The organism is Sulfurivermis sp., assembly GCF_059410345.1.
The window spans coordinates 66,615-89,443 of sequence record NZ_JBLJDO010000013.1 but is presented as its reverse complement, the minus strand read 5'-3'; the positions used below and the strand labels follow the sequence as shown (position 1 = coordinate 89,443).

At 62.8% G+C, this 22,829-nt stretch carries 16 protein-coding genes and 1 pseudogene; 16 read left to right on the top strand and 1 reads right to left on the bottom strand.

Annotation, left to right across the window (positions count from 1 at the left end; genetic code table 11):
- The 6 genes and pseudogenes from ACMV8A_RS11150 to ACMV8A_RS11125 form a co-directional block, all read left to right on the top strand.
- Nucleotides 1-243, top strand: a pseudogene (locus tag ACMV8A_RS11150) (flagellar brake protein); the annotation flags it as partial.
- Between the two features lie 61 nt (nucleotides 244-304).
- The gene (locus tag ACMV8A_RS11145) at nucleotides 305-1,063 is read left to right on the top strand and encodes a flagellar brake protein (RefSeq protein ID WP_495325861.1); all 759 of its coding nucleotides are present in this window, start codon (nucleotides 305-307) and stop codon (nucleotides 1,061-1,063) included.
- A 225-nt stretch (nucleotides 1,064-1,288) separates the two neighbouring features.
- Nucleotides 1,289-3,193 carry a DUF294 nucleotidyltransferase-like domain-containing protein gene (locus tag ACMV8A_RS11140; RefSeq protein WP_495325860.1) on the top strand — a complete coding sequence of 635 codons (1,905 nt, stop codon included), beginning with the start codon at nucleotides 1,289-1,291 and terminating at the stop codon, nucleotides 3,191-3,193.
- A gap of 145 nt (nucleotides 3,194-3,338) precedes the next feature.
- Entirely contained in the window at nucleotides 3,339-3,599 is a 261-nt protein-coding gene (locus ACMV8A_RS11135; protein WP_495325859.1) for a DUF4212 domain-containing protein, read from the top strand.
- 13 nt (nucleotides 3,600-3,612) lie between these two features.
- Nucleotides 3,613-5,439 carry a sodium:solute symporter family protein gene (locus ACMV8A_RS11130; protein WP_495325858.1) on the top strand — a complete coding sequence of 609 codons (1,827 nt, stop codon included), beginning with the start codon at nucleotides 3,613-3,615 and terminating at the stop codon, nucleotides 5,437-5,439.
- An 81-nt stretch (nucleotides 5,440-5,520) separates the two neighbouring features.
- Nucleotides 5,521-5,880, top strand: coding sequence for a hypothetical protein (locus ACMV8A_RS11125; RefSeq protein ID WP_495325857.1), 360 nt, complete (start codon nucleotides 5,521-5,523; stop codon nucleotides 5,878-5,880).
- 119 nt (nucleotides 5,881-5,999) lie between these two features.
- Here ACMV8A_RS11125 and ACMV8A_RS11120 read toward each other — a convergent pair whose 3' ends face one another.
- Entirely contained in the window at nucleotides 6,000-6,671 is a 672-nt protein-coding gene (locus ACMV8A_RS11120; protein ID WP_495325856.1) for an esterase, read from the bottom strand.
- 361 nt (nucleotides 6,672-7,032) lie between these two features.
- Here ACMV8A_RS11120 and acs (ACMV8A_RS11115) point away from each other — a divergent pair, with 361 nt between their 5' ends.
- The 10 genes from acs (ACMV8A_RS11115) to ACMV8A_RS11070 all read left to right on the top strand — a co-directional run bounded on the left by acs (ACMV8A_RS11115) (nucleotide 7,033) and on the right by ACMV8A_RS11070 (nucleotide 22,823).
- Entirely contained in the window at nucleotides 7,033-8,970 is a 1,938-nt protein-coding gene (acs, locus tag ACMV8A_RS11115) for an acetate--CoA ligase (protein WP_495325855.1), read from the top strand.
- A gap of 229 nt (nucleotides 8,971-9,199) precedes the next feature.
- Nucleotides 9,200-11,107, top strand: coding sequence for a DUF294 nucleotidyltransferase-like domain-containing protein (locus tag ACMV8A_RS11110; protein WP_495325854.1), 1,908 nt, complete (start codon nucleotides 9,200-9,202; stop codon nucleotides 11,105-11,107).
- A gap of 242 nt (nucleotides 11,108-11,349) precedes the next feature.
- Nucleotides 11,350-11,670, top strand: coding sequence for a DUF485 domain-containing protein (locus tag ACMV8A_RS11105; RefSeq protein ID WP_495325853.1), 321 nt, complete (start codon nucleotides 11,350-11,352; stop codon nucleotides 11,668-11,670).
- 5 nt (nucleotides 11,671-11,675) lie between these two features.
- Nucleotides 11,676-13,571 (top strand): solute symporter family protein, encoded by a 1,896-nt coding sequence (locus ACMV8A_RS11100; RefSeq protein WP_495325864.1) that lies wholly within the window; start codon nucleotides 11,676-11,678, stop codon nucleotides 13,569-13,571.
- Nucleotides 13,572-13,709: 138 nt separating this feature from the next.
- Nucleotides 13,710-14,426, top strand: a complete 717-nt coding sequence (locus ACMV8A_RS11095; protein ID WP_495325852.1) for a 3'-5' exonuclease — start codon at nucleotides 13,710-13,712, stop codon at nucleotides 14,424-14,426.
- Between the two features lie 151 nt (nucleotides 14,427-14,577).
- Complete coding sequence (gene acs, locus ACMV8A_RS11090; protein ID WP_495325851.1) at nucleotides 14,578-16,515, top strand: acetate--CoA ligase; 1,938 nt, start codon at nucleotides 14,578-14,580, stop codon at nucleotides 16,513-16,515.
- Between the two features lie 280 nt (nucleotides 16,516-16,795).
- Nucleotides 16,796-20,449, top strand: coding sequence for an EAL domain-containing protein (locus ACMV8A_RS11085; protein WP_495325850.1), 3,654 nt, complete (start codon nucleotides 16,796-16,798; stop codon nucleotides 20,447-20,449).
- Nucleotides 20,450-20,507: 58 nt separating this feature from the next.
- A complete protein-coding gene (locus tag ACMV8A_RS11080) occupies nucleotides 20,508-21,731 on the top strand; it encodes an SLC13 family permease (protein ID WP_495325849.1) in 1,224 nt (407 codons plus the stop codon).
- Between the two features lie 86 nt (nucleotides 21,732-21,817).
- A complete protein-coding gene (locus ACMV8A_RS11075) occupies nucleotides 21,818-22,027 on the top strand; it encodes a hypothetical protein (RefSeq protein WP_495325848.1) in 210 nt (69 codons plus the stop codon).
- Nucleotides 22,028-22,181: 154 nt separating this feature from the next.
- Entirely contained in the window at nucleotides 22,182-22,823 is a 642-nt protein-coding gene (locus ACMV8A_RS11070; protein ID WP_495325847.1) for a TetR/AcrR family transcriptional regulator, read from the top strand.
- Nucleotides 22,824-22,829 lie beyond the last annotated feature (6 nt).

Below are 22,829 nucleotides of genomic sequence, written 5' to 3'. Positions count from 1 at the left end.
CAACGCCACTTCAACCCCGAAGTGGGCACCGTATTGCAGGGCTGCCGCGTCGACCTGCCGGAAACGGGCACCCTGGTGTTCGATCTGGTGGTGCGCAACAGCTTTCTGCAGCCACAGAACGACGGCAGCCAGGTGCGCCGCATCGGCTGCGCCTTCGTCGGCCTGCCGCTGGACAAGAACGCCATCATCCAACGCTACATCCATCGCGTGCAGATCGAACAGAAGGCCCGAAGCGGCGATTAGCGGAACGCCAATAACCCTATTTTTCATGTATGTTTGCTAGAATTCGTGGCACGCCAATACCATGAGTGCCAATGACATGCCCGAGGGCGCAGAACTGGATCTGGACCGCTTCCGGGTAGATTCCCGGAGGGAAATCGTGCGCGTGCTGGGCGACCTCGCCCGCACCCTGCAACTGGTGACGGCCTACTTCAACGAAGGCAGCGACTTCATCCTCACCTCCGTATTGCGCCTGGACGACGAGAACAACCGCCTGGTGCTCGATTACGGGCCGGACGAGACCCTCAACCAGCGCCTGCTGAACGCCCGCCGCGTACTGTTCGTCACCCGCCACCAGCAGGTGCGCGTCCAGTTCAGCAGCGAGACTGTCCACAAGGCCAAATACCAGGGCGAGCCGGCCTTGGTCATCCCCCTGCCCACCTCCATCATCCGCCTCCAGCGGCGTGAGTATTACCGCCTCGCCACCCCCATCGGCCGGCGCCTCAATCTGAGCATGATTGACCCTGATGGCAACACGATTCACGCACACATCGTCGATATCAGCGTGGGAGGCGTCGGTCTCATCGAACCGCCCGAGGGGAGGCAGTGCGGCTGGGACGCCGGCACCGTGGTCCCCAATTGCCGCATCGAGTTGCCGGAGGAAGGGGTGATCCAGGCCGATGTGGAGATCCGCAACCGTTATCAGGTGGACAGCCAGCAGGGGGAACCGGTCTACCGCGTCGGCTGCCGCCTGTTGCGTCTGGACTCCCGCAGCAACGCCGCCATCCTGCGCTACATCCATCGGGTGGAACTGGAACGGCGCAAGGTAAAAAAAGAACCGTAGGGACGGCCATACCGCCATCAGGCGATACAGCGGGTTGCGGCGTACCGCGGTACTGCTCCTACAGTCGTTACGTTACGTAACACTGCCGCGTTACACCCCGTAACACTTTCCCATACCCCACATCCTAGAATATCGCCAAGCCATTGTTTTCAATGGAAACAGGTCGTGGTACGGCGATTGCTAACTGGTTCACCAATCTCACGTGCGCACGTGGAAAGGAAACCTTTGAACCAGATAGCGACCAATCAGCCGCTGACTCCCATCCTGGACTTCCTCCGGCGCCATGCGCCGTTCGACCAGATGGCGCCGGCGCATCTGGACTATCTGGCCAAACGCCTGAAACTCGGTTTTTACGCCCGCGGTGAAGCCGTCACCCGTCCCGAGGACGGGCCGGCCAGCCGCTTTTTTATTATCAAGCAGGGTCGCATCCGCGGTGAGCTGGGCAAGGACGAGCCCGACGACGAAGGTGCCTGGGAATTGGTCACCGGCGAGAGCTTTCCCATCGGTGCCCTGCTGTCCCGCCGCCCGGTACGCACCATCAACCGGGCCGTGGAAGACACCTTCTGCTTCGAACTGGAGCGGGACGACTTCGACAAGCTGTTCAACCAGAGTCCGGTGTTTCACGATTTCTGCACCCGGCGTCTGGCCAATCTGCTCGACAATGCCCTGCGCACGGTGCAGGCCGCCTCGGCCACCCGCGTCTCCGAAGACACCTCGCTCAGTTCCCCGTTGCGCAGCCTGATCCAGCGCGCCCCCATCAGCTGTACCGCCGCCACCCCGGTGGGCGAGGCGCTGGCGATCATGGACCACGAACACATCGGCAGCATCGTGGTCACCAATGAGGCCAAGGCGCCCATCGGCATGTTCACCCTGCACGACGTGCTGTCGCGCGTGGCCCTGCCGCGACGCAGCCCGGATACCCCGATGGGCGAACTGATGAGTCCCGCCCCGCTGTCCCTGCCGCCGGACGCACGCGCCTACGAAGCGGCGCTGCTGATGGCGCAGCACGGCTTCGGTCACATTTGTGTCGTGCAGGACGGCAAGCTTACCGGCGTGGTGTCGGAGCGCGACCTGTTCTCCCTGCAGCGCATCGGCCTGGTCAACCTGTCCCGTTCCATCGCCCGCGCCGAAACCATCGAACAACTGGCCCAGCTGAGCGGCAACGTGCACCGCCTGGTGGAGCAGATGCTGGCCCAGGGTGCCTCGGTGGCACAGATCACCGAAATCATCACCGCCCTCAACGACAGCCTGACGCAACGCGCGCTGACCCTGATCCTCACCGACACCGGCAAGCCGACGGTGGACTTCACCTGGCTGGCCTTCGGCAGCGAAGGCCGCTGCGAGCAGACCCTGAAAACCGATCAGGACAACGGCATCCTGTTCCGCACCCCGGCCGGCAAGACGGCAGAGGAGATTCGCGCCGAACTGCTGCCGCTGGCCAAGCGCATCAACGATGCCCTGGCCACCATCGGCTTCCCGCTCTGTCCCGGCAACATCATGGCCAGCAATCCAGACTGCTGCCTGAGCTTGGACGAATGGAAGGCGCGCTTCTCGCGCTGGATCGATCAGGGCACACCAGAACACCTGCTCAACGCCAGCATCTTCTTCGACTTCCGCCCGCTCTACGGCGAACCGGCGCCGGCGGAAGAACTGCATGCCTGGCTACTGCAACAGACCCAGAACAACAGCCGCTTCCGCCGCCAGATGGCCGACAACGCGCTGCGCAACAAACCGCCCATCGGCCTGGTGCGCGACTTCCAGGTGTCCAGCGGCGGCGACCATCCGCACACCCTGGACATCAAGGTGCAGGGGCTGACGCCCTTCGTGGATAGCGCCCGTCTCATCGCCCTGAGTCACCAGATTGCCGAGACCAACACCGTGGCCCGCTTCCAGGCCGCCGCACGCGCCAAGGTGATCCACAGCGACGATGCCGCCGCCTGGATCGAGGCCTACCACTACATTCAACTGCTGCGCATCCGTCATCACCGCCGCCAGGCCGAACAGGGGCTGGAACTGTCCAATCACCTCGACCCGGACACCCTGAACGATCTCGATCGCCGCATCCTCAAGGAAGCCTTCCGCCAGGCGCGTAAGCTGCAAACCGCCATCGCGCTGGACTACCAGCTATGACACCGCGGCAGACACAGACCACACACAACCATTTCGTAACAACACTGTTGAGGGAGGGGATGAAAAACAATAAACACACTTGCAGCTATCCGGGCCGAACCTGGCCTGCCTGTCGTCCATTAACTGACTCTTGAGGAGAATGCCAATGACACTCGATGTGGCACAGAGAGAGAAGCATTGGGCCAAGACACGCACCTTGATGATCGTTCACCTGGTCATCTGGTTCGTGTTTTCGTTCGTGGTCCATGCCTTCGCAACATCGCTGAATCAAATCAGCTTCTTCGGTTGGCCCCTGGGCTATTACTTCGCCGCCCAGGGCTCGCTCATTGTCTTTGTTGTCCAGCTGTTCATGTTCGTGAAGCAGCAGGACAAGATTGACCGTGAATTCGGCGTCGCCGAAGACTAAGGGGGAGACATCTATGAGCTTCTTTAACATGAAGGGCGGATTCATCGAGAACCTCCCGAAGATCTACGGTCTCTATACCGGTGCATTCCTGCTGTTCTTCGTACTGATGGCAGTACTGGAACAGATGGGCGTCGGCGCAGACACGATCGGCATTCTGTTCGTGGCCTTCACCATCGCCATCTACGCGGGCATCGGCGTGCTGTCCCGTACCACGCAGATCAGCGCCTACTACGTTGCCGGTCGTCAGGTTCCGCCGGTATTCAACGGCATGGCGACGGCGGCCGACTGGATGTCCGGTGCCTCCTTCGTGGCCATGGCCGGCGGCGTGTTCATGGCCGGCTACCCCTACCTCGCCTTCGTGGTGGGTTGGACCGGCGGCTACGTGCTGGTGGCCACGCTGATGGCGCCGTACCTGCGCAAGTTCGGCTGCTACACCGTGCCTGACTTCATTGGTACCCGTTACGGCGGCAAGCTGGCCCGCTTCCTGGCCATCATCGTGCTGTTCATTGCGTCTTTCACCTATGTGACGGCGCAGATCGACGCCACCGGCACCATCGCCGCGCGCGCCTTCCAGATCCCGTTCGAAGTGGGCGTCTGGTTCGGTCTGTCCGGTATTCTGGTGTGCTCCATGCTGGGCGGCATGCGTGCGGTGACCTGGACCCAAGTGGCCCAGTACATCGTGCTGATCATCGCTTACCTGATCCCGGTATTCTGGATGTCCATCTCCCAGGGTTTCGGCTTCCTGCCCCAGTTCTCCTACGGCCCTGCCGTGGAGCGCATCATGGAGCTGGAGCCGATCCTCGGCGTGGGCACCAAGGCGGCCGAAACCGTTCCTGGCCTGTCCGTGCTGACCACCCTGCACGCCACGCCGAAGGAAGGCGCCATGGCTGCCTGGCAGTTCATCACCCTGGCCGCCTGCATGATGCTCGGTACCGCTTCCCTGCCGCACATCCTGATGCGCTACTTCACCACCCCGTCGGTGCGTGATGCGCGTACCTCGGTGGCCTGGTCGCTGGGCTTCATCTTCCTGCTCTACTTCACCGCCCCGGCCCTGGCTACCTTCAGCAAGCTGCAGCTGCTGGATCCGCACCTGGCCACCGCCATCATCGGCAAGTCGGTCAACGACGTCATGGCGCTGGAGTGGGTGCAGAAGTGGTCGGCCATCGGCATGATCGCCATCCGCGACAGCAACCTCGACGGCATCCTGCAGATCAACGAGTTCTTCATCCGTCCTGACATCATCGTGTTGGCCACGCCGGAAATCGCCGGCCTGCCCTACGTGATCTCCGGCCTCGTTGCTGCCGGCGGTATGGCGGCTGCCATGTCCACCGCTGACGGCCTGCTGCTGGCCATCGCCAACGCCCTGTCCCACGATCTGTACTACAAGATCATCAACCCGCAGGCAGAGACCAAGAAGCGTCTGATCATCGCCCGCATACTGCTGCTGGTGATCGGTGCAGGCGGTGCCTTCGTGGCCAGTATGAAGCTCACCGGCATCCTTGGTGCCGTGGCCTGGGCCTTCTGCTTCGCCATGTCGGGGCTGTTCTTCCCGCTGGTACTCGGCGTGTGGTGGAAGCGTGCCAACCGTCCGGGTGCCATCGCCGGTATGGCGGTGGGTCTGGCAGTCGGCTCGTGGTATCTGTACATGGTGTACAACAAGGTCATGGAGCCGTGGATCGGCCTGGATCACCTGCGCTTCGGCATCGTCGGTGCCGCTGCCAGCCTGATCGCCATGGTTGTGGTAACCTTGATGACCAAGGCGCCGGACGAAGAAATCCAGCGCATGGTGGACGAGGTCCGTGTTCCGAAGGGCGAAACCATCCTGGGTTCTGCACACTAACGGTACGGGCTGTCATAATGCCGGGGCGGGTTTACCCGCCCCGGCATCTTTATCTAATCAACCACAAGCCGGAGAGTATTGATGATAGATGGAATCCCGCTGTGGGCCGTCATAGTCGACTACCTGCTGGGCATGGTGATGTGGACCTTGATCGGTCGCTTCGGCATGCGCATCTTCCTGCCGGAAGACAGCCGATTTTTCTTCAGCCGCTTCTTCATCCGCGTGACCGATCCGCTGCTGCGGCTGTTCAAACCGATCACCCCCGAATTTCTGGTGGCGCCGTTGGTGCCGCTTTATGTGGCGTGGTTCTTCTTCATGACCCGCTTTTATCTGATGCCCTGGCTGCTCGGCTACTCCGTCATGGGCATGCTGTCGTTCCCGTTGGAAAGTGAACTGGCGCGGGCCGTCCACTATTTGCTCGGCCTGCTCGTCGGCAAGTAGGTGTTCCGAATTGGAGTTCACCGCATACCTAGGGCGGGCCGTGCCCGCCGTCGCACGGCGCCCTCGGGGCGCACCATGGCTGACGGCGAGTTATTGAGATGAGCCGGCGATGCGGAGACTCAAGGCGCCTCGCAAAGTATGGCGTCGGTGGCGAGCAGCCGATGCAAATCGCGCCGCACCTCCTGCCAGCGGAAACGTACCGAGTTCATGACGATCTCGGCATCGAGCTCCTTGAGCTCTTCCATGATGGGCGCCCAGCGCACCAAGCCGGCAGGACTGGCACTGAAGGCGTCCTCGCCCTCACCGACCGCAGCCAGGTTGCAGTGTTCGATGCGTGTGCGCACGGCATCGACATGGGCGGGAAAGCCCTCGCCGGCCTCCGCCGGTACGCCGGTGTCGCGCAGGATGTCATGCACCAGCTCGCGCACCAAATGCGCGATGCGCGGCGCGGCCTCGGGATGCTGCCGCACCATGGTGGCGCCGCAGTACACAGCGAGGTCGGACAGGCAATCCAGCCACATCTGCCACTTGGCGATGTTGATGGAAACGACGAACACCTCGTCGTCGAACAGTTCCGGATAGCGCATCCCGGCACGGGTGCGCAGATAGCCGTATAGAGAGGTCTGTGCCACGTGGCTGGCACGCGATTCGAGAAACCTACGCAGGGAGGCGCGATCGGTGATCGGCTCGTCGCGGCGCCGGCGCCCGGCGCCGACGTAGTCACGCAGGGTCTGCCACCATTCGGCGACCTGGGACCAAAGATCGAAGGAAGGTTTTTGTTGTTCAGTCATGGCATCACACGATATTCGGTGGGAAGCCGCATTGTGCGCATGCCTCGCCGCAGGTGCAAGCCTGCTGCTTAAGGAAGCTCTGAATAAGTTCAGAGCTTCCGCGGCACAGGGATGTGCCGCCATTTTCCAACGACGATAAGTCGTTGGAAAATGAAGCGAATCGAAAATCACACTTTTCGTTTCGCGTGGGCTGAGAAGTCCAGGATGGACTTATTCAGACCTTCCTTAAAAGACTTGTCGCAGGATGCGGAGACACTGAGCGAGCCATGTCCGCCAATGAACGCAACCAGGCCCGCGGACTCATTGGCGTACATTCGCGTTCATTGACGGACAATTTTTAAAACCGATGGGAGGTAGTTCCATGTCCGAAAAACATATCTATCCGGTTCCCGCCGCCTTCGCCGCCGGCGCGCACATCGACGCGGCCAAGTACGAGGCCATGTACCAGCAGTCGATCAAGGACCCGGACGGTTTCTGGGCCGAGCAGGCCCAAGCCTTCCTCACCTGGTCCAAGCCCTGGAGCAAGGTATCCGAGTGGGACTATCACAAGGGCCACATCCGCTGGTTCGAGGGCGGCAAGCTCAATGTCGCCTACAACTGCCTGGACCGTCATCTGGAAAAACGCGGCGATCAGGTGGCCCTGATCTGGGAGGGCGACGACCCCGCCGAGGACAAGAAGATCACCTACCGCGAGCTGCACGCCGAGGTGAGCAAGTTTGCCAATGTGCTCAAGTCCCGCGGCGTCAAGAAGGGCGACCGCGTCTGCATCTACATGCCGATGATCCCCGAGGCGTCCGTTGCCATGCTGGCCTGTGCGCGCATCGGTGCGGTGCATTCGGTGGTGTTCGGCGGCTTCTCGCCGGAGTCGCTCAAGGATCGCATCCTCGACTCCGACTGCCAGGTGGTGATCACCGCCGATGAGGGCCTGCGCGGCAAGAAGGCGGTGCCCCTGAAGGGCAACACCGACAAGGCCCTGCTGCAGTGCCCCAACGTCCATACGGTACTGGTAGTGAAGCGTACCGGCGGCGCCATCGCCTGGAAGGACGGCCGTGACGTGTGGTACCACGAGGCCATGGCCAAGGCTTCGCCGGACTGCCAGCCCGAGGAGATGGATGCGGAAGACCCGCTGTTCATCCTCTACACCTCCGGCTCCACCGGCAAGCCCAAGGGCGTGCTGCACACCACCGGCGGCTATCTGCTGTTCGCGGCAATGACCCACAAGTACACCTTCGACTACCACGACGGCGACATCTACTGGTGCACCGCCGACGTGGGCTGGGTCACCGGCCACACCTACATCGTCTATGGCCCGCTCGCCAATGGCGCCATCTCGCTCATGTTCGAGGGCATTCCCTCCTATCCTGACGCCTCACGCTTCTGGCAGGTCATCGACAAGCATCAGGTGAACATCTTCTACACCGCTCCCACCGCCATCCGTGCGCTGATGCGCGAGGGCGCCGAGCCGGTGCAGAAGACCTCACGCAAGAGCCTGCGTCTGCTCGGCACCGTGGGCGAGCCCATCAACCCGGAGGCCTGGGAGTGGTACTACCACATCGTCGGCGAGGAGCGCTGCCCCATCGTCGACACCTGGTGGCAGACCGAGACCGGCGGCCATCTGATTACCCCGCTGCCCGGCGCCACCGCGCTCAAGCCCGGCTCCGCCACCAAACCCTTCTTCGGCGTGGCCCCGGCCATCGTCGACAACGAGGGCAATATCCTCGACGGCGAGTGCGAGGGCAATCTGGTCATCACCCGCCCCTGGCCGGGACAGATGCGCTCCGTCTACGGCGACCACCAGCGCTTCATCGACACCTATTTCAAGACCTATCCCGGCATGTATTTCACCGGCGACGGCGCCAAGCGCGACAAGGACGGCTACTACTGGATCACCGGCCGCGTCGACGACGTGCTCAACATCTCCGGCCATCGCATGGGCACCGCCGAGATCGAGAGCGCCCTGGTGCTGCACGAGGCCGTCGCCGAAGCCGCGGTGGTGGGCTACCCGCACGACATCAAGGGCCAGGGCATTTACTGCTACGTCACCCTGGTCAAGGGCGTGGAACCGTCCGACGCCCTGAAGAAGGAGCTGGTGCAGCTGGTGCGCAGCGAGATCGGTCCCATCGCCTCGCCCGATGTCATCCAGTGGGCCCCCGGCCTGCCCAAGACCCGCTCCGGCAAGATCATGCGCCGCATCCTGCGCAAGATCGCCGCCAATGAGACCGACTCCCTCGGCGACACCTCCACCCTCGCCGACCCCGCCGTGGTCGACGACCTGGTCAACAACCGGGCGCATAAATAGCCCCAGCCAACCTCCCCCGCGGCCCCGGGGGAGCAGGCAAGACAAAACCGCAGCCCTCTCGGACTGCGGTTTTTTTCAATGCTAAGCATTGGAAATCTCAATGCTAGCTATTTATATGCCTTAAATACCTTGCAAACCATCCGGTAGGGCTTACCATAGCGCACGGTCCGCCGGCCCCCTGGTCGCCGACCCTTAATCTCGAATCATGCATCCCGAGCCGGGCGAGCCCTTGAACGATACCGTCACCGATCCGACCAGCCTCTCCGCTGCCCGCGATTTCCTGCGCCGCCACGCGCCCTTCGATCAGATGGCGCCGGCCCACGTGGAGTTTCTCGCCAAACGGCTGCAACTGGGTTTCTACGCCCGTGGCGAGGCAGTCACCAGCCCGGACCAGGGACCGGCCAACCGTCTGTTCATCATCAAGCAGGGACGCATCCGCGGCGAGGTGGGTGACGACAACCAGGCTGCCGGCAGTGCCTGGGAACTGGTCACCGGTGAGGCCTTCCCCATCGGTGCCCTGCTTTCGCGCCGTCCGGTACGCACCGTCAACCGCGCCATCGAGGACACCTTCTGCTACGAGCTGGAGCGGCAGGATTTCGAGACCCTGTTCAACCAAAGTCCGGCGTTCCAGGATTTTTGCAGCCGTCGCATCGCCAGCCTGCTCGACAATGCCCTGCGCAACGTACAGGCCCGTTCCGCGACGCGGGTATCGGAAACCAGCTCCCTCAGCACGCCGCTACGCGAGCTGATCCAGCGCGCCCCCATCACCTGCACCGCGGACACCACGGTGGATGAGGTGCTGCGTATCATGGATCGCGAGCGCATTGGCAGCATGGTGGTGGTCGATGCACAGCAGCAACCCATCGGCGTCTTCACCCTGCACGATGTGCTGTCGCGGGTCGCGCTGCCGCAACTTGATCCGGCGAGTCCCATCGCCGCGGTGATGACACCCAATCCGCTCACCGTGGTACCGGATGCCCATGCCTACGAGGCGGCACTGCTGATGGCGCAGCACGGCTTCGGCCACATCTGCGTCACGGAGAAAAAGCGCCTGGTGGGCATCGTGTCGGAACGCGACCTGTTCTCGCTGCAGCGGGTCGGCCTGGTCAATCTGTCACGTGCCATCAACCACGCCGACTCGATCCAGTCCCTGGCCCAGCTGGGCGGAGCCGTGCACCGCCTGGTAGAGCAGATGTTGGCCCAGGGTGCCTCGGTGGATCAGATCACCGAGATCATCACCACCCTCAATGACAACATCACCCAACGCGCCATCGCCATGGTGCTGGCGGAGGCCGGCAAGCCAGCGGTGGAATTCACCTGGCTGTCCTTCGGCAGCGAAGGTCGGCGCGAGCAGACCCTGAAGACCGATCAGGATAACGGCATATTGTTCGACGTCCCCGCCGGCCGCAGCGCCGATGCCATCCGCGCCGAACTGCTGCCCATTGCCGCACGCATCAACGATGCCTTGGCCCAATGTGGCTTCCCCCTGTGCCGCGGCAACGTCATGGCGCGCAATCCCGAGTGGTGCTTGAGCCTGGCGGAATGGCGCGCCAAGTTCGCCGACTGGATCCACCGCGGCGATGCCCCCGTGCTGCTCAATGCCAGCATCTTCTTCGACTTCCGCCCCTTGTATGGTCCGGAGGGACCGGCGCTGGAGTTGCAACAGTGGTTGCTGGAAAAGGTACGTGATCAGCGTATGTTCCTGCGCCACATGACCGAAAACGCGCTGGCCAACGAGCCGCCCCTCGGCATCGTGCGCGACTTCGTGGTCACCAGCGGCGGAGAACATCCGCGCACCGTCGATCTCAAGGTGAACGGCATCACCCCCTTTGTCGATGCGGCACGCATATTCGCCCTCACCGCCGGCCTGCCCGCCACCAATACGGTGGATCGCCTGCGCGGCGCAGCCGCGCAGTGGCATATGGACACGGCAGAGGTGGAGGCCTGGATCGGCGCTTTTCTCTTCATCCAGTTGCTGCGCCTGCGCCAACAGCACGAACAGGGGCGCCGTGGTGAGGGTCTGTCCAACCACATCGACCCCTACGCATTGAACGATCTGGAACAGCGCATCCTGAAGGAATCCTTCCGTCAGGCGCGCAAGCTGCAAGGTTTGCTCGAGCAATATTACAAATTCTGACTACAAGCTCGGGGTTCTTTCGGTGGGAGCAACGGAGACTGATAAACACGCGCGTCGCAGAGACGCAAAGAACGAAAAGATCAACTGCTAGCAGCTGTCCGCGAATGAACACGAATGGACGCAAACAATGCGAATGTACATTTGCGTTTTTGCGTTCATTTGCGGACCGTCTTTGTTCTTTGCGCACAGGCTTTGCGGTGCAACTGTGGGTTTATTGTCTTACCACCAAAGGAGCTAACGCGATGAGTAAATCGCACGTCAACTGGGCCGCGCTCGATGCGGACCCGCGCTTTCAGGCGCTGCACCGCAAGAAATCCATGTTTCTATGGGGACTGATGATCTTTTCCGTCGTCTACTACTTCCTGCTCCCCATTGGCGCCGCCTATTTCAGCGAACTGTTCAATGTCCGTGTCTGGGGCCCGGTCAACGTCGGCATTCTGTTCGCCCTGTCGGAGTTTGTGGTGGCCTGGACCATCGCCTTCGTCTATTCGCGCCGTGCCAATGCGGAGTTCGATGCCATGGCGCAAGAAATCGTGCGCGACGCCCACAAGATCGGAGTGTAATGATGATGCATAACAAAATATTCTGGCTTGCAGCGCTTGCGCTGCTGTTCATGGCGCTGCCTGCCCACGCCTCCGGCGCCGTCGCCGACCAATACAAGTGGATGACCTTCGCGGTATTCGGCGGCATCATCGCCCTCACCATGTACATCACCTACTGGGCGGCCCGCTCCACCCACTCCACTGCTGAGTTCTACGCCGCCGGACGTTCCGTAACCGGGGTGCAGAACGGCTGGGCCATTGCCGGCGACTATCTCTCCGCCGCCTCCTTCCTCGGCATCGCCGGCCTGATATCGCTCTACGGCTACGATGGCTTCATGTACTCCGTCGGCTGGCTGGTGGCCTATATCACCGTGTTGCTGGTGATCGCCGAACCGTGCCGCAACATCGGCAAATACACCCTGGGCGACATCCTCGCCTTCCGCAACAATCCCAAGGCAGCTAAGACGGTGGCCGCGATCTCCACCATCACCGTTTCCACCTTCTACCTCACCGCCCAAATGGTCGGCGGCGGTATCCTCATCAAGACCCTCATCGGCATCGACTACACGGTGTCGGTAATCGGTGTCGGGCTGTTGATGCTGGCCTACGTGGTGTTCGGTGGTATGAAGGCCACCACCTGGGTGCAGATCACCAAGGCAGTGCTGCTGGTCACCGCCTCACTGCTGCTGGTGGCCTTTGTGTGGGCGCCCTACGGCTTCAGCCTGCCCGGTTTCCTCACCGCGGTCACCGGCGATGCCAAGGTGCAGGCACAGGTGGCCAAGCTGCTGGGCGACGCCGCCAACAACATGACCGCCTCCGAACTGGGCCAGCGTTTTCTTGAACCGGGCCTGTTCCTGAAGAATCCCATCGACCAGATCTCGCTGGGCATGGCCCTGGTGCTCGGCACCGCCGGCATGCCGCACATTTTGATGCGCTTCTTCACCGTGCCCACCGCGCAGGATGCGCGCAAGTCGGTGATCTGGGCCATGGCCATCATCGGCGGCTTCTACGTGCTCACCCTGTTCCTCGGCATGGGTGCGGCGATCCATGTCGGTGCCAATCCCATCGCCGCGCTGGACAAGGGCGGCAACATGGCCGCGCCGCTGTTGGCCCAGTACGTCGGTGGCGGTGCCGACTCCATGCTGGGCAACCTGTTCCTCGCCTTCGTCGCCGCCGTGGCCTTCGCCACCATCGTCGCGGTGGTCGCCGGCCTGGTGCTGGCCTCCGCCTCGGCAATGGCGCACGACATCTACGTCGGCGTGATCAAGGGCGACCATGCCTCGCCGCGCGAACAGGTAATCGCCGCCCGTGTGTCCTCGCTGGTGGTCGGCCTGCTCGCCATCACCGTCGGCATCCTGGCTCAGGGTCAGAATGTGGCGCACCTGGTGGCACTGGCCTTCGCCGTCGCCGCATCGTCCAATCTGCCCGCCATATTCCTCACTCTGTACTGGAAGCGCTGCAACACCACCGGTATCGTGCTGGGCATGACCGTCGGCGCACTCACCGCCATCGGCCTGGTGCTGGTATCGCCCAACATGACCTATCCGCTGCAAGTCACCGCCGCGGCGCAGAACGTCATCGCCGCCACGCCGGCCCGACTGGAGCAACTGCGTTCCAACCTGAGCAGCGCCGATGCAGAGACGCAGGCGGCCGTGCAACGCGACATCACCAAGCTGGAGAAGGAGCTGGCCAAGGCCGAGGCCGATGTGGAGAAATTCGCCGGCCAGCGCACCAGCCTGGTGGGCCTGGAAAAGCCGTTGTTCGAGCTCAAGAATCCGGGCCTGATCTCCATCCCGCTCGGCTTCCTGATGGTGATCCTCGGCTCCCTGCTCACCCGCGATAAACGCTCCGAGGAGATGTGGGACGAGTTGTACGTGCGCCAGAATACCGGCATCCACGCTGAGGGGGCCTCGGCGCACTGACAGCAATCAAACCCACCACAGAGACGCGAAGACGCAGAGTTTTTATATTTGAATCCCTCTGCGCCTTCGCGTCTCCGCGGCAGGTGTTTTCTTTTTCACCTTGAACTTTGATGCGCGGCTGGGGCAAAGTGCTGAACCATGAACTGGTTACGACAATGGCTGGGACGACCGGCGCTGGATGCCGAACTGCGCGCCCGGCTCGATGCCTGGCGCCGCACGGCGCCAGTACCTGCATCCACCTCGCTCGACGAGGTGTACATGGTGCTGGTGGACGTGGAAAGCACGGGCCTCAACCCGGCACGCGATCACCTGCTGGCCATTGGCGCGGTACCGATGGAAGGCAATCGCATGCTGGCAGGCGCAGGGTTCGAGCGGATCTTGGCAGCCCTCGAATCCGGCCCGCGGGACACCATCCTGATCCACGGCATCACCCCCACCGCGGTCGCCACCGGTGAGCCGCCGCAGGTGGTGTTGATGGATTTTCTGGAGTATGCGGGCAAGCATCCGCTGGTGGCCTACCATGCCGGCTTTGATGAGGCCATGCTGGGACGGGCGCTACGCAAACATCTGGGCGTGCGCCTGCCCAACACCTGGCTGGACCTGGCATGGATAGCACCCGGCCTGTTTCCGGAGCTGCGTCTGCACCATCAGCCACTGGACGCATGGCTGGAACATTTCAATCTGCGCGCCCACACGCGCCACCGCGCCCTGGCCGATTGTCTGGTCACCGGCGAATTCCTGCTGATCCTGCTCGACCAGGCCAGGAAGAAGGGGCTGCGTACCGTGGGCGATCTGATGATGCTGGAGAAACTCGAGCGCCATAACAGTCAGACCGGGCTGTACGGCGGAATGTGAATTATTAAGACTTGCCGTAGAGACACAGAGAAGTCACTTTACCCGCACAAGAATCCGAGTCCGCCAATGAACGCAACCAGGCCCGCGGACTCATTGGCGTACATTCGCGTTCATTGACGGACAATTTTTAAAACCGATGGGAGGTAGTTCCATGTCCGAAAAACATATCTATCCGGTTCCCGCCGCCTTCGCCGCCGGCGCGCACATCGACGCGGCCAAGTACGAGGCCATGTACCAGCAGTCGATCAAGGACCCGGACGGTTTCTGGGCCGAGCAGGCCCAAGCCTTCCTCACCTGGTCCAAGCCCTGGAGCAAGGTATCCGAGTGGGACTATCACAAGGGCCACATCCGCTGGTTCGAGGGCGGCAAGCTCAATGTCGCCTACAACTGCCTGGACCGTCATCTGGAAAAACGCGGCGATCAGGTGGCCCTGATCTGGGAGGGCGACGACCCCGCCGAGGACAAGAAGATCACCTACCGCGAGCTGCACGCCGAGGTGAGCAAGTTTGCCAATGTGCTCAAGTCCCGCGGCGTCAAGAAGGGCGACCGCGTCTGCATCTACATGCCGATGATCCCCGAGGCGTCCGTTGCCATGCTGGCCTGTGCGCGCATCGGTGCGGTGCATTCGGTGGTGTTCGGCGGCTTCTCGCCGGAGTCGCTCAAGGATCGCATCCTCGACTCCGACTGCCAGGTGGTGATCACCGCCGATGAGGGCCTGCGCGGCAAGAAGGCGGTGCCCCTGAAGGGCAACACCGACAAGGCCCTGCTGCAGTGCCCCAACGTCCATACGGTACTGGTAGTGAAGCGTACCGGCGGCGCCATCGCCTGGAAGGACGGCCGTGACGTGTGGTACCACGAGGCCATGGCCAAGGCTTCGCCGGACTGCCAGCCCGAGGAGATGGATGCGGAAGACCCGCTGTTCATCCTCTACACCTCCGGCTCCACCGGCAAGCCCAAGGGCGTGCTGCACACCACCGGCGGCTATCTGCTGTTCGCGGCAATGACCCACAAGTACACCTTCGACTACCACGACGGCGACATCTACTGGTGCACCGCCGACGTGGGCTGGGTCACCGGCCACACCTACATCGTCTATGGCCCGCTCGCCAATGGCGCCATCTCGCTCATGTTCGAGGGCATTCCCTCCTATCCTGACGCCTCACGCTTCTGGCAGGTCATCGACAAGCATCAGGTGAACATCTTCTACACCGCTCCCACCGCCATCCGTGCGCTGATGCGCGAGGGCGCCGAGCCGGTGCAGAAGACCTCGCGCAAGTCCCTGCGCCTGCTCGGTACCGTGGGTGAGCCCATCAACCCGGAGGCCTGGGAGTGGTACTACCACATCGTCGGCGAGGAGCGCTGCCCCATCGTCGATACCTGGTGGCAGACCGAGACCGGCGGCCATCTCATTACCCCGTTGCCCGGCGCCACCGCGCTCAAGCCCGGCTCCGCCACCAAACCCTTCTTCGGCGTGGCCCCGGCCATCGTCGACAACGAGGGCAATGTGCTGGAGGGCGAGTGCGAGGGCAATCTGGTCATCACCCGCCCCTGGCCGGGCCAGATGCGCTCCGTCTACGGCGACCACCAGCGCTTCATCGACACCTATTTCAAGACCTATCCGGGCATGTACTTCACCGGCGACGGCGCCAAGCGTGATGCCGACGGCTACTACTGGATCACCGGCCGCGTCGACGACGTGCTCAACATCTCCGGCCACCGCATGGGCACCGCCGAGATCGAGAGCGCCCTGGTGCTGCACGAGGCCGTCGCCGAGGCCGCGGTGGTGGGCTACCCGCACGACATCAAGGGTCAGGGCATTTACTGCTACGTCACCCTGGTCAAGGGCGTGGAACCGTCCGACGCCCTGAAGAAGGAGCTGGTGCAGCTGGTGCGCAGCGAGATCGGCCCCATCGCCTCGCCCGATGTCATCCAGTGGGCCCCCGGCCTGCCCAAGACCCGCTCCGGCAAGATCATGCGCCGCATCCTGCGCAAGATCGCCGCCAATGAGACCGACTCTCTCGGCGACACCTCCACCCTCGCCGACCCCGCCGTGGTCGACGACCTGGTGCACAATCGGGCGCATAAATGAAGGTTTGGAGTTTCGCACCCCGTTGTCGGGGTGCGAAATTCGAGGCCCGCAACTCGCAACTGCTTTTTGAAGGCCGCGACCGGCAAGGGTCGCGGCCTTGCTTTTTATATATGCCCCACTTACATTGTCGACATACGCCATATCCTTAGCCAGCCAGTGGGCAATTGAAGCAGCCCCATGCGCCTACCGGCACGGTTGGCAGGAAGGCAGCTGCAGCACATCGGAACAACAACAATAACCCGCAGACACGGACGCTCGACGGGCTGTTTGGGGGGAAACGATGTCCATACGCCGCCTGCTCATGACGCTGCTGGCCCTGCTCGGAGTGCTGATCCTGGCCGGCAGCCTGTGGGAATTCCGCGAGGCCCGGGAAAAACTGCACGCTGTTGCCTGGGTCGAGCAGACCAACCACATGGCGGACCTCTCCCTGCGTGCCAGCGCCGTCATGGCCATGGAGCGCGGCATCACCGCCGCCCTGCTCGCCAGCATTGCCACTCCGGCCGATATGCTCACCGAAATGGCGCAGCAACGCAGCGCCGTCGATCAGCACTACCGGCGTCTGCTGGATGCCGTACATCTGCTCCCCAACCTGCCCCCCAACCATCCCCTCTCCATCGCCCTGCACGATCTGGCGCGCAGTCGCGGCGAACTGGAGGCCGCGCGCAATTTGATCGACCAGGGCGCCTTGTCGGGCGGAGAAGAGGCGTGGATCGTGCTGGCCAGTGCCCATATCGAGGCGCTGGCCGATGTGCGCCGGGCCAGCATGGCGCCGCTGCCGGGCAACATCTATTCCTACAGCCCCAATCCGGTGATGAAGGAAGTGTTGTTCACCGTCAGCGAGTATGCCGGCCGCGAGCGCGCCATCATCGGCACCGCCATCGCCCGTAACCGTCCGTTGAGCGAAGGTGAACTGGCGCAACTGCGTCAGTTCCGTCACATCGTCGAACTGGCGCTGACCCGCGCCGAACGCATCGTGCGCCAGTTCCCTGCCTCGCGCGAACTGACCCTGGCCTCCGCGGCGGTGAGCAGCGGCTTTCTTGGACGCTACGAAGATCTGCGCCAGCAGATCTACGCCGCCAGCCGTGAGGGGCGCCCCTATCCGATCACGGCCGAACAGTGGTATGCCGAGGCCACCCAGGGCATCAACACCATCATCGTGTTGTCCGAGACCGTGAGCAGCCACCTGCGCCGTGACATCGGCCAGCTGCGTCACCGGGCTATGCTCGATACCGCCCTGCTGGTCTTGGCGCTGCTGATCACCGCCGCTGTATTTGTCGTCGTCGTGCGCACCATCCGCCAGCGCCTGCTGCTCCCGCTCAAACGGCTGGAAGGCGCGGTGAATACCATTGCCCATGGGCAACTGGAGCAGCCGTTGCCGCCGTTCAACAACGATGAATTGGGCCATCTGGCCACCGCCTTCGAACAGATGCGCCTGACCCTGCTGGATGACATCCGCCAGCGCGAGGCCGACGCCGCCCGGCTGCGGGTATTCTCCCAGGCGCTGGAGCAAAGCGCCGACTCGGTCATCATCACCAATCGCAACCGCATCATCGAATACGTCAATGCAGCCTTCGAACAGACACGTGGCTATCAGCGCACCGAGGTGCTAGGCAAGAACGCCGCCATGTTCAAGACGGAACTCAATGATCCGGCCCTGTACCAGAGCTTCAGCAAGGCGCTGGAACGCGGTGAAGTGTTTCGCGCCACACTCACCAACCGCCATGCCGACGGCACCCCCTATTACGAAGAGGTAGCCATCAGCCCGGTGCGCGACAACAGCGGAGCCATCACCCACTACATCTCCGGCAGCAAGAATGTCACCGACCGCATCCGTACCGAAACCGAGCTGCGCAAACTGAGCCAGGCCATCGAGCAAAGTGTCAGCTCGGTGATCATTACCGACCCCAACGGCATCGTCGAATACGTCAATCCACAGTTCACGCGTACCACCGGTTATACGGCAGCGGAAGTGCGCGGCAGCAAGCTCACCATGCTGCAATCGGGCCGCACCTCACCCGAGCGCTACCGCGAATTGTGGGACACCATCACCCAGGGCGAGGTATGGGAAGGTGAACTCGTCAACAGACGCAAGAACGGCGAGCTGTATTGGGAACTCGTCTCCATCAGCCCGGTACGCGATGCCGACGGCACCATTACCCATTTCGTCGGCCTGCAACATGACATCAGTGAACGCAAACAGTTGGAGGAGCAGCTCAACTTCCTGGCCTATTACGATGAACTGACCCAGCTGCCCAACCGCAACCTGCTGGCACAGCGTTTCGCCCAGGCCGCCGCCGCCAGCCGGCGCGACAACAGCCTGCTTGCCCTGCTGTCGCTGGATCTGAGCCGCTTCAAGCTGATCAACGACAGCCTCGGCCATCGCATGGGTGACGAGGTGTTGCGTACCATCGGCAAACGTCTGAGCCAGGTGGCGCGCGGCCACGATACGGTGGCACGCTATGGCGGTGACGAATTCGTGGTGTTGCTGTCGGAAGTACAGCACCCCGACGATGTCAGTACCGTGGCCCAGCGCATGCTCGACATGGTGGCGCAACCCATCGAACTGGAGGGACACGAACTGCGCCTGTCACTGCACATCGGCATCAGCCTGATGCCCCAGGACGGCGACGATCTCGACACCCTGCTGCGCAATGCCGCCACCGCCCTGCATCAGGCCTCGCGCGAAGGCCGCAATCACTACCGTTTCTATACCGACGAACTGAACGCCGAGGCCTCGGCACGCCTGTCGCTGGAACACGACCTGCGCCGTGCGCTGGAACAAAACGAACTGGAGCTGCACTACCAGCCCAAGGTAGAGATGGCCACCGGCCGCATCGTTGGCGTCGAGGCACTGGCACGCTGGTGCCATCCCACCGAGGGCTGGATCTCCCCCCAGCGCTTCATTCCGGTCGCCGAGGAGACCGGGCTGATTCATGTGTTGGGCGAATGGGCGCTGCGCGAGGCCTGCCGCCAGAACAGGCGCTGGCAGGAGACCGGACTGCCTGCCGTCAGCATCGCCGTCAATCTTTCCGCACGGCAATTGCGTCAGACTACGCTGGTAAACACCGTCGCTCGCGTCCTGGAAGAAACCGGGCTGGCGCCGCGCTACCTGGAGCTGGAACTGACGGAAAGCGCAGTGATGGAGTCCCCCGAGGCCACCGCGGCCGTATTGCACGAACTCAAGACCCTGGGCCTGAGCCTTGCCGTGGACGATTTTGGCACCGGCTATTCCAGTCTGTCCCACCTGGGCCGCTTCCCCTTCGATACCTTGAAGATCGATCGCAGCTTCGTCACCGATATCACTACCGCGCCGGATCAGGCCACCATCGCCATGACCATCATCGCCATGGCCGCCAGCCTGCGTCTCAAGGTCGTCGCCGAGGGGGTGGAAACCGAGGCCCAGGCGGTCTACCTGCGCGACAAGGGCTGCGACTTGTTGCAGGGCTACCTGTTTAGCCGGCCACTGCCCGCCAGTGAGTTGGAGCTGCTGCTGCGTGATGAGCGGACTCTCAACCTGCCGCAGCGCGATGGCGACCGCGAGTTGAACACCCTGCTGCTGTTGGACGACGAGGCCAACATTCTCAGCGCGTTGCGCCGCCTATTCCAGAAAGAGGGCTACCACCTGCTCACCGCCAGCAATACCCAGCAGGCATTCGAACTGCTGGCCCTGCATGGCGCCGGCGTCATCATCAGCGATCAACGCATGCCCGATCTCAGCGGCATCGAATTTTTGAGCCGCGTCCGCAGTCTGTACCCGGAAACGGTGCGTATCGTGCTCAGCGGCCACGGCGATCTGGAAACGGTGAGCCAGGCAGTCAACAACGGCGTGATCCACAAATACTTCAGCAAGCCATGGGACGAAAAGGAACTGCGCGAGCAGGTGCGCAAGGCCTTCACGCTGTACCGCACCCTGCGGGCCAAGGTAGTGGAGTGATGAGCATTGACGCTTATCGTTGAACGGACAGGAGATCGCGGATAACGTAACACGCATCGTGAACCTGTCGCTCATCACCCTGCTCGTCGTTTTCCTGCTCATCGCCGCGCGGCGTATCGGCCGCTTCCGCATCGCCATCTGGCAGGCCATGCTGGGCGGAGCCCTGGCCGTGCTGCTCACCGGCCAGATCACGCCGCTGGCGGCCTGGCAGGCCATCGACTGGGACGTGATGCTGTTCCTGTTCGGCATGTTCGTCATCGGCCAGGCGCTGGTGCAAAGCGGTTATCTCTATTACCTCGCCTACGGCCTGTTCAGCCACGCCCGCAGCAGCGATGCCCTGGTGCTGCTGATCCTGTTCGGTGGCGGACTCGGCTCGGCCGTGTTGATGAACGACACCCTGGCCATCATCGGCACACCACTGGTTCTGCGCCTGGCACGCGAACACAACATGGCGCCGCGCCTGCTGCTGCTGACCCTGTGTTTCGCCGTCACCCTCGGCAGCACCATGAGCCCCATCGGCAATCCGCAGAACCTGCTCATCGCCCTGTGGGGCGGCGTGGACAGCCCGTTTCTCACCTTCGCCCGCCATCTGGCCCTGCCCACCCTACTCAACCTGTTGTTGACCTACGGCCTGCTAAGGCTGATGTTCCACCGCGAATTCCACCGCACGCCGCTGGTCCATACGGCCGTCACCCCCAACGATCCGGCACTGACCCGGCGGGTAAAACTGGCGCTGGTTCTGCTGCTGGGGCTGATTGCGCTGAAGGTGACACTGGCGCTGCTGCCGACCGACTTGACCCTGCGTCTGAGCCACATTGCCCTGGTCGCGGCCCTGCCCCTGCTGGTCACCCGCCAAATCGGCGCGCGCCTGCACGGGGTCGACTGGCCGACGCTGATCTTCTTTGCCGCCATGTTCGTGCTGATGGCCAGCGTCTGGCAGAGCGGCTACTTTCAGCACCAGTTGCAGGCTGCCCATTTCGACCTGCACGCCCCTGGCACGGTGCTCGGTATCAGCGTGCTGCTCAGCCAGTTGATCTCCAACGTGCCGCTGGTGGCCCTGTACCTGCCGCTGCTGCAACCGGCCGACACCGCCACCCTGATGGCCCTGGCGGCGGGCAGCACTGTCGCCGGTAACTTGCTGCTGCTTGGCGCCGCCAGCAACATCATCGTGGTACAGAGCGCCGAGCGGCACGGCGCCACCCTCACCTTCCTGCAATTCGCCCAGATCGGTATTCCCCTCACCGCCCTCAATGTCCTGGTGTACTGGTTGTTTCTTTTTTGACTTACAGCAATATAGGAATTTTCCTACAGCAACTCCTGGGGATGCCTGCCAGCCTAATACCGCACGCCCAACAAGGAGAATAAGCCATGGATGCCCACGTCGTTCACACCGAACTGCAGGCCGGACTGGCCCAGCTCAAGAGCCGCCTGGAACAGGAGTTGGACCACCTGCACAACGGCCTCAGCAGCCTCGACCCCATCAGCGGCGACGAGACGGAGCAATGGGCCCACGAACTCTATCAGCGTCTGATTCAACGCCGCCGCACCACCCTGGCGTTATTTTTCTCCCCCGCCTGATCCCCCTGTTTTCCCCGCCGCCCGTCCTGCGGGCGGCGGGGTCACATGAATCCCACCAACACTGCGTAATTCCCCAGCCTTCCTAGGCTTGCACCCTTGCACCGACTCGGCTAGCATCCGCTGACTGACCGACCGGTCAGTCAGCGGAGTGCACATGCCTACACCCAACACACATGGTCCGGACAACCCGGTGGTCAGCGAGGGCGCGCGCGCCATTCTTGCCGCCGCCGAAGTCCTGTTTGCCTCCCGCGGCTACGACGCCGTATCGATGAATGAAATCGCCCAGGCCGCAGGCGTGAGCAAGGCCAACATCTTCCATCATTTCAGCAACAAGAAGGCACTGTACCTGGCGGTGTTGCGCACCGCCTGCGTCAACGATTCGGCGGAACTGCTGCAGGCGTTGGAACTGGAGGACGGCCCGGTGATCGAGCGTCTGCAACGCTTCGTCGCCCATCACCTGAACTCACTGCTGCGCAACGAGCGCAGCGCCCGCCTGATCCAACGCGAGGTGAATCAGAGCAGCGACGACCAGGCCAAGGAGCTGGCCGAACAGGTCTTCGGTGCCAACTATTCCCGCCTGCTGTCACTCATCCAGGCCGGCCAGGCCCAGGGCGAATTGCGCAGCGATGTGGAGCCGGCCCTGATGGTGGTCATGCTGCTGGCCGCCAACGTGTTTTTCTTCGATGCCCACCGCGTGTTGCGCCACCTGCCGGGGACGACATTCGCCACCGACCCGGCCGGATTCAGCCGCGCAGCCATGGACATGCTGCTGCACGGCATCAAGGCTGATAACTGAATAACA